The following is a 6,482-nucleotide window of genomic DNA, read 5'->3' as shown; positions in this document are numbered from 1 at the left end:
CATCCAAAGCCTTTCTTTCATCTTCACTTGCGAACTGCACAAAACATCCCACAACAACACATAAGGCATTTGGATTCATTCGTTTGGCATAATGAATCTTTTGACGTGATTTGCTGGCGGCTGTGTTTGTGACAGTACACGTATTGATGATACAAATATCACACGCTTGATCCGGTGATACTTGTTCATATCCTAATTCTTCTAATTGACCTGCATAGTATTGTGATTCATACGCATTTACTTTACAGCCTAGTGTAATAATTGAAAATTTCATTTATCCCTTATCCTTCCACATGATTTTGGTATTCAATAGCTGTCAACACATAACAAGCAGCCGTTTCTGCACGTAAGATGTTTTTACCTAGAGAACAATTGTCAAAACCAAATTCATTTAATACTTGAATTTCACTCTCTTCAAATCCACCCTCAGGCCCAATACATACAGTAATGGATTGTGGATTGTCTTTTAAATAATGGGCCATATGTTTTGAAGGATCATTTTCCTTTTCATAGGCCACTAAATTACATTCACTCTTATAATTTGATAGATCCTTTAACGCAATCACAGGCTCTAATTCCACTAACGTATTGCGGTTGCACTGTTTGGTAGCCGCAAGTAAGATTTCATTCCAACGAATGAGTTTCTTTTCAGCTTTTTTTTCATCCAGTTTTACCACTGTATTCTTCGATACAAAAGGAACGATTTTATGAACTCCAAGTTCACAAGCTTTTTGAAGCATCCATTCGAACTTATCTTGTTTGATCAAAGCACAACATAAGGTGATCGATTGATTTTCTTCAAAGACATCCACCATGGAATCAATCACTAAATTAGGCTTATTTTCAACATGCCCAAAGAATACCCCTGAATTTTTAGTAACAATACGAATCTTTTCTTTTGATGTCGTACGAAGTACATCAAAGATGTGGTGCGCTTGTTTAACATCTAAACAAATTACATCCTGTACCGAAACATTTTGATCTAAATAAACTTGTTTCATTATTTTTGTTCGCCTTCCATACTTAAGCGATTCAATTGTTTGATTTCATATGGTTTTAGACGACGATATTCTCCGGCTCTTAAATCCTTTACGTCTAAGAACGCAAACTTCACTCTGTGCAAACGACGCACTTCATGGCCTAATGCCAACATCATATTTTTAACCTGATGATTTTTTCCTTCTGAAATCGTTAATTCGAATTGGGTACGATTACGCGTTAAATCTTTTTGAAGCACAAATACTTTTGCCGGTTGATACTTTTCTGTCTTAGTTTTTAATCCTCTTCGTAATTGTTTGATGTCATCATCACTTAAGATACCTTGAAGATTGACAACATATGTCTTTTCTAAGTGATAACGAGGATGAATCATATGGTTACAGAATTGGCCATCATTTGTAAGTAGTAAAACACCACTCGTATCATAATCCAAACGTCCTACAGAGAAAATTCTTTGGTTTTGTGGCATGTAATCCAATACGGTTTTTCTGCCCTTGTCATCACTGCTTGTGCATAGACAACCTTTTGGTTTATTCATGATGTAGTATACTTTTTCTTCTTTCGAAATCATATTTCCATTGACTTCAATACTATCCTGGTTCGATACTTTTGTACCTAAAACGTCACATACTTTTCCATTGACTTTGACTTTACCATCTAAAATCAATTCTTCGGCTTTTCTTCTTGAACAAATACCTGCTTGGGCAATTACTTTTTGTAGTCTTTCCATTGTCTATTCTCCTTCAAATAATTCTTCACTATTGTTTTTAGTTTGAGGTAGTTCCGGCAATTCTTTTAGATCTTCCAATTGAAAAGCATCCAAGAATTCATCGGTTACACGATATAATAAGGGCTTTCCAATCGCATCTAAACGATCTTTTGCTTCAATCAAGCCACGAGCCACTAATTTCTTTAACATCATTTCACAATTTACACCACGAATCTCTTCAATTTCAACACGCGTAATCGGTTGTTTATAAGCAATAATAGCTAAAGTTTCCATGGCAGCCTGTGAAAGGGTGGGTTGTTTATATTCTTCAAATAATTGTTTGCCATAAGGATATACAAATTCTTTTGTGACAAACTTAAAACGATTCGCATATTCTACAAGTTCAATTCCTTTTGAAGAACTCGAATATTCTTTTTTTAACGCATCCAATAAGACACGTATATCATCCATTTCTAAATTTTGTAGACCATGCATCATCTGATCCATAGTCAAGCCTTCTTCTCCACTTAAGAATAAAAGACCTTCTAATATCGCTTTCGCATTATCCATTCTACAAATCCTCTCTTGCGACCCAAATCATTTGCGTCTCATCAATGGAATACGTCATCCATTTTTCATGTATTAAATCTAATATCGATAAAAAAGTCACAATCACCATATGTAAGCTTGTACAATCTGCACATAGATTTTGAAATGAAATAGACCCCTCAAGATGTTTCATTCTCTCTTTGATTTGTACTGCTCTTTCTTCGATTGATAATTCTTTGATTGTGATCTTTGTTTCATACGGTTGTAAAAGCTCCATACGCACAATACAATGGCGCATTGCCTTCATTAAATCATAAGGTGATTGTGCTTCTAAAGTATCACTTTCAACAGGTACTTTCCATTCTTCCACTAAACTAGAAACGGGACGCGAAAAATGCAGTTGTCTTTGTTCGTAATCTTCCTTTAAGGCTAGACTTACTTCTTTATATCTTTGATACTCTAATAATCTTGCGACCAGTTGATCACGCTGATCTTCTTCATATTCTTCTTCTACCTCAACTGTTTCTCTTGGCAGAAGCTTCTTTGACTTATATGCGATAAGACTTGCCAACTCTGACAAATATTCGCTAGCTACTTCTAGATGCATGTTTTGCATGGCATGAATATAATCAATATATTGTGTTGCCAAAACATTCATATCTAAGTCAAACAGATCCAATTTATTTTCTTTGATCAAATGCAGCATCAGATCCAAAGGACCTTCGAACTGATCTAACGTTATTAAAAAATCCATACTATCACCCATATTAGCCATTATAACAAATTTTAAAAAGCTTTTCATCTCTAACGAGTAATGTTAGAATAATTAGACAGGAGGTATGTCATGCGTAGAGCCATTCTCTTTTTAATTTTTGCGTTGTTTTTAGCGATGGTCATTCAGCCAAATTTAAATAAACAAATTAAAGAAAAATCAAAAATCGATGTTCCTGAACAAACCAATTCGACAATTATTACCAATGATACAGTTGACAATTCGCGCTGTAAATCGAAAGCTGTCATCTGTATTGATGCAAGTCATGGAGGTAGTGATGCAGGATATACAAGTGATGGACATACGAGTGAAAAAGATCTAAACTTGATTATTGCCAAGAAGATTGGAGACAGTCTAGCTTCGGTAGGATATAACGTCGTGTATACAAGAAGTGATGACTCTTCTCTTTCAACAGAAGATCGTATTACTTCAATCAACTCGCAAAAGGCAAAGTATTTAATTTCTATTCAAATGAATTCAAGTTCGGATTCTCTATCCAAAGGCTACTCCATTTTTACGCAGCCTAACGATAATATGATTCAGCTTGCCAAAAAGCTTGCCCAAACCATGAATTCCATCAACCTATCGCAATTTGAAGGTATTGATTCGGATCATTATGAAAACTTCCCTATCTTATATGATAGTCAAATTCCTTCGATTCTATTAGAACTTGGATATTTAAGCAATAGTGAAGACTACACAAAATTAACGGATGAAACTTTCCAACAAAAGATTGCGAATGCGATCACAGAAAGCTTTTTAGATCAAATCAACTAACACTCTTCGGAGTGTTTTTTTGTGCTATAATTGAAAGAAAAAAGAGGTAATTTATGGAAGAAAAATTAATATATAAAGGAATTATTTTTGATTTAGTCCAAAAAGATGTTGAAATCAAGAATAAAACCTATAAAAGAGACATCATCCGCCATCCAGGTGGTGTAGGTGTGATTTGTATCGTTGATGGTAAAATTTTGCTTGTAAGGCAAGAGCGTCCGGCTATTGGTAAAGAAACATTAGAAATTCCGGCAGGTAAACTCGAATATGGTGAAAATCCAATGGAATGTGGTCTTCGTGAATTAAATGAAGAAACGGGTATGGCTTGTGATAAGCTAGAACTATTATTAAGTTTTGTATCCACTCCAGGCTTTTGCGATGAAAGAATCTGGATTTATAAAGCGATCAACCCAAGAAAAGCGGATATAAAACTTAGCTTAGATGAAGATGAAGAAATTGATACTTTGTGGCTGGATTTAGAAACTGCCTTTGAGTATACAAGAAACAGAAAGATTGATGATGGTAAGACTGTGATTGCGATCAGTCAAATGATGGCAGAAAGGAATTAAGATTATGAATTTTGTGGTGATTTCACCAAACTATCCAGAAAGCTACTGGATGTTTTGTAGGGGTTTAAAAGAAAATGGAGCTAAAGTTTTAGCCATTGTCGATACACCCTACAATCAATTGAAACAAGAATTAAAAGAATATTGTGACGAGATCTATGTCGTAAAAAGTTTCCATGATTATGATGAAATGGTCAAAGCTTGTGGTTATTTTACATTTAAGTATGGAAAGATTGACTGGATCGAATCCAATAATGAGGCTTGGTTGGATTTAGATGCACGTCTTCGTGATGATTTCAATGTGAAAACAGGTTTTTCTCTAGAAAGAATTGAAGAACTTCAATCCAAGTCACAAATGAAAAAATATTATAAAGAAGCTAACGTTCCTGTGGCAGATTATAGAGTACTACATACACTTAAAGATGGCTTAGATTTTGCCAAACAAGTAGGCTATCCATTAGTCATGAAACCCGATCATGGTGTAGGTGCAAGCATGACTTACAAGATCATGAATGCTGAACAATTAGAATCGGTATATATGCAGACAAAGGATCATGTGATGATTCTAGAACAATATGTCGATGGAGATATCTTTACCTTAGATGGTATTTGTGATGAAAACGGGGACATTCGCTATTTGAATAGCTTAGAATATGTCGGTAATTGCATGGATTCTGTGCTTTACCAACAAAGTATTGGTTGTTATACAACTTTTGAGATCAGTGATGAATGTCGTGACATTGTACAAAGAACGATCCATGCGTTTAAAATCAAGAATCGCTTCTTCCATTGCGAATTCTTTCGATTGAATCATGATGTGCAAGGTTTAGGCGAAAAGGGACGCGCCTTTGGCTTAGAAGTGAATTTCAGACCACCAGGAGGATTCTGTCCGGATTTAATGAATTATGCCGGAGAATTGGATGTGTATCGTTTATGGGCCGAAGTCATCTTGAAACAAAGTGCTTCTTATTCAAAGCTTAGAAGATATTCGGCTGGTTTTGTAGGAAGAAGAAACTCCATCAAATATCGTTTTACAGTAAAAGAAGTGGAAGAGATGTTTAAAGAAGATGTGATTGAAGTCTTATATCTTCCTGAAGCTTTTGCGGCTGCGATGGGCGATGTCGCAATTGTTGCCAAATTTACAAGTCCTGCAAGGCGAGATGAATTCTTTAAGAGTGCATTAAGAAGGAAGGATCGATTATGATCGTTGAAAAAGAACTTTTCATGACAAAGCTTAATGAAACAAGAAAAATCTTTATTTATTTACCCGATGACTATGATACAAGTAATAAACAATATCCTGTTTTATATGCCTTTGATGGACACAATATCTTTTTAGATGCATATGCCACTTATGGCAAGGCTATTCATATTCAACAACATATAGAAAAGCTAGGTATCGATATGATTGTTGTTGGACAAGAATGTAGCCATGTTGGAAATAATCGCTTAAAGGAATACGCTCCCTACTCTTTCTATGATCCGGAATATGGCTCTTTTGAAGGTCAAGGAGAAGAAACGATGGATTTTTTCGTACATGAATTAAAACCTTATATAGATGATCACTATAGAACCAAAAAAACAAGAAAGAATACATTTATTGGTGGAAGCAGCTGTGGTGGTTTAATGGCTTTATATGCAGCCTATGCCTATTCCAATGTATATTCAAAGGCCATTGTGATTTCTCCATATGTATTAGAAAGTATGGATGCGATTCTGAAAGATATCCATCAAAGTCATATTCAAAAGAACACTTCTATCTATCTATCTTGGGGTTCAAATGAAACAAGCTTGATGCATGATTTTGTTTGGCAAACAAAGGCTTGTACAGAAATTGGCAATGCCCTATCTAAAAAAGGAGTCAACGTCTTGTACAATGTAATTCCTGAAGGAAGACATTGTGAGGAAGACTGGGAAAAAGAATGTGATACATTCCTTCCTTTCTTGGTACAATGAATCGAAGTGTAGTGATTCAAAAGCTTGAAACAAAAGCTAAACGTAAGATTGTCATCGGTGATATCCATGGAAATTTAGATTTATATTTAAAATTATTAGATCAAATTTCTTATAAGCCCAATGAAGATTGTTTGATTCTTTTAGGAGATTTAATTGA

9 protein-coding genes and 1 pseudogene are annotated in these 6,482 nt (G+C 34.9%); 5 read left to right on the top strand and 5 right to left on the bottom strand.

Going from position 1 to position 6,482, the window contains the following annotated elements; genetic code table 11:
- From ACZQCL_RS05135 to ACZQCL_RS05115, 5 genes and pseudogenes are all read right to left on the bottom strand, one after another.
- Positions 1-274, bottom strand: a pseudogene (locus tag ACZQCL_RS05135) (tRNA (N(6)-L-threonylcarbamoyladenosine(37)-C(2))-methylthiotransferase MtaB); the annotation flags it as partial.
- Positions 275-281: 7 nt separating this feature from the next.
- Positions 282-1,001, bottom strand: coding sequence for an RsmE family RNA methyltransferase (locus tag ACZQCL_RS05130; protein ID WP_186998412.1), 720 nt, complete (start codon positions 999-1,001; stop codon positions 282-284).
- Positions 1,001-1,729 carry a pseudouridine synthase gene (locus ACZQCL_RS05125; RefSeq protein WP_117926343.1) on the bottom strand — a complete coding sequence of 243 codons (729 nt, stop codon included), beginning with the start codon at positions 1,727-1,729 and terminating at the stop codon, positions 1,001-1,003. The genes ACZQCL_RS05130 and ACZQCL_RS05125 overlap by 1 nt, the downstream gene beginning before the upstream one ends.
- Before the next feature lie 3 nt (positions 1,730-1,732).
- Positions 1,733-2,278 carry an SMC-Scp complex subunit ScpB gene (scpB, locus tag ACZQCL_RS05120; RefSeq protein WP_418519891.1) on the bottom strand — a complete coding sequence of 182 codons (546 nt, stop codon included), beginning with the start codon at positions 2,276-2,278 and terminating at the stop codon, positions 1,733-1,735.
- A gap of 1 nt (position 2,279) precedes the next feature.
- A complete protein-coding gene (locus ACZQCL_RS05115) occupies positions 2,280-3,011 on the bottom strand; it encodes a segregation and condensation protein A (protein ID WP_118114513.1) in 732 nt (243 codons plus the stop codon).
- Positions 3,012-3,101: 90 nt separating this feature from the next.
- Here ACZQCL_RS05115 and ACZQCL_RS05110 point away from each other — a divergent pair, with 90 nt between their 5' ends.
- The 5 genes from ACZQCL_RS05110 to ACZQCL_RS05090 all read left to right on the top strand — a co-directional run.
- Positions 3,102-3,806, top strand: a complete 705-nt coding sequence (locus tag ACZQCL_RS05110) for an N-acetylmuramoyl-L-alanine amidase family protein (RefSeq protein ID WP_270489546.1) — start codon at positions 3,102-3,104, stop codon at positions 3,804-3,806.
- Positions 3,807-3,859: 53 nt separating this feature from the next.
- A complete protein-coding gene (locus tag ACZQCL_RS05105) occupies positions 3,860-4,372 on the top strand; it encodes an NUDIX hydrolase (RefSeq protein ID WP_482482039.1) in 513 nt (170 codons plus the stop codon).
- A gap of 4 nt (positions 4,373-4,376) precedes the next feature.
- Complete coding sequence (locus ACZQCL_RS05100) at positions 4,377-5,573, top strand: ATP-grasp domain-containing protein (RefSeq protein WP_482482037.1); 1,197 nt, start codon at positions 4,377-4,379, stop codon at positions 5,571-5,573.
- Positions 5,570-6,325 (top strand): alpha/beta hydrolase, encoded by a 756-nt coding sequence (locus ACZQCL_RS05095; protein WP_482482035.1) that lies wholly within the window; start codon positions 5,570-5,572, stop codon positions 6,323-6,325. The genes ACZQCL_RS05100 and ACZQCL_RS05095 overlap by 4 nt, the downstream gene beginning before the upstream one ends.
- Positions 6,322-6,482, top strand: a 161-nt coding sequence (locus tag ACZQCL_RS05090; RefSeq protein WP_482482043.1) for a metallophosphoesterase, incomplete at its 3' end; no start/stop codon positions are given. The genes ACZQCL_RS05095 and ACZQCL_RS05090, both read left to right, overlap by 4 nt.

The sequence above is a fragment of the Holdemanella sp. genome (assembly GCF_056804935.1).
Note: the sequence above shows the minus strand (reverse complement) of the source record. Positions and strands in the feature narration are given on the sequence as shown.

Coding starts and splice junctions, on each gene's coding strand:
- ACZQCL_RS05115 (WP_118114513.1), bottom strand. CDS start 3,011: ATGGATTTTTTAATAACGTTAGATCAGTTCGAAGGTCCTTTGGATCTG.
- ACZQCL_RS05105 (WP_482482039.1), top strand. CDS start 3,860: ATGGAAGAAAAATTAATATATAAAGGAATTATTTTTGATTTAGTCCAA.
- ACZQCL_RS05095 (WP_482482035.1), top strand. CDS start 5,570: ATGATCGTTGAAAAAGAACTTTTCATGACAAAGCTTAATGAAACAAGA.
- ACZQCL_RS05125 (WP_117926343.1), bottom strand. CDS start 1,729: ATGGAAAGACTACAAAAAGTAATTGCCCAAGCAGGTATTTGTTCAAGA.
- ACZQCL_RS05130 (WP_186998412.1), bottom strand. CDS start 1,001: ATGAAACAAGTTTATTTAGATCAAAATGTTTCGGTACAGGATGTAATT.
- ACZQCL_RS05110 (WP_270489546.1), top strand. CDS start 3,102: ATGCGTAGAGCCATTCTCTTTTTAATTTTTGCGTTGTTTTTAGCGATG.
- scpB (WP_418519891.1), bottom strand. CDS start 2,278: ATGGATAATGCGAAAGCGATATTAGAAGGTCTTTTATTCTTAAGTGGA.
- ACZQCL_RS05100 (WP_482482037.1), top strand. CDS start 4,377: ATGAATTTTGTGGTGATTTCACCAAACTATCCAGAAAGCTACTGGATG.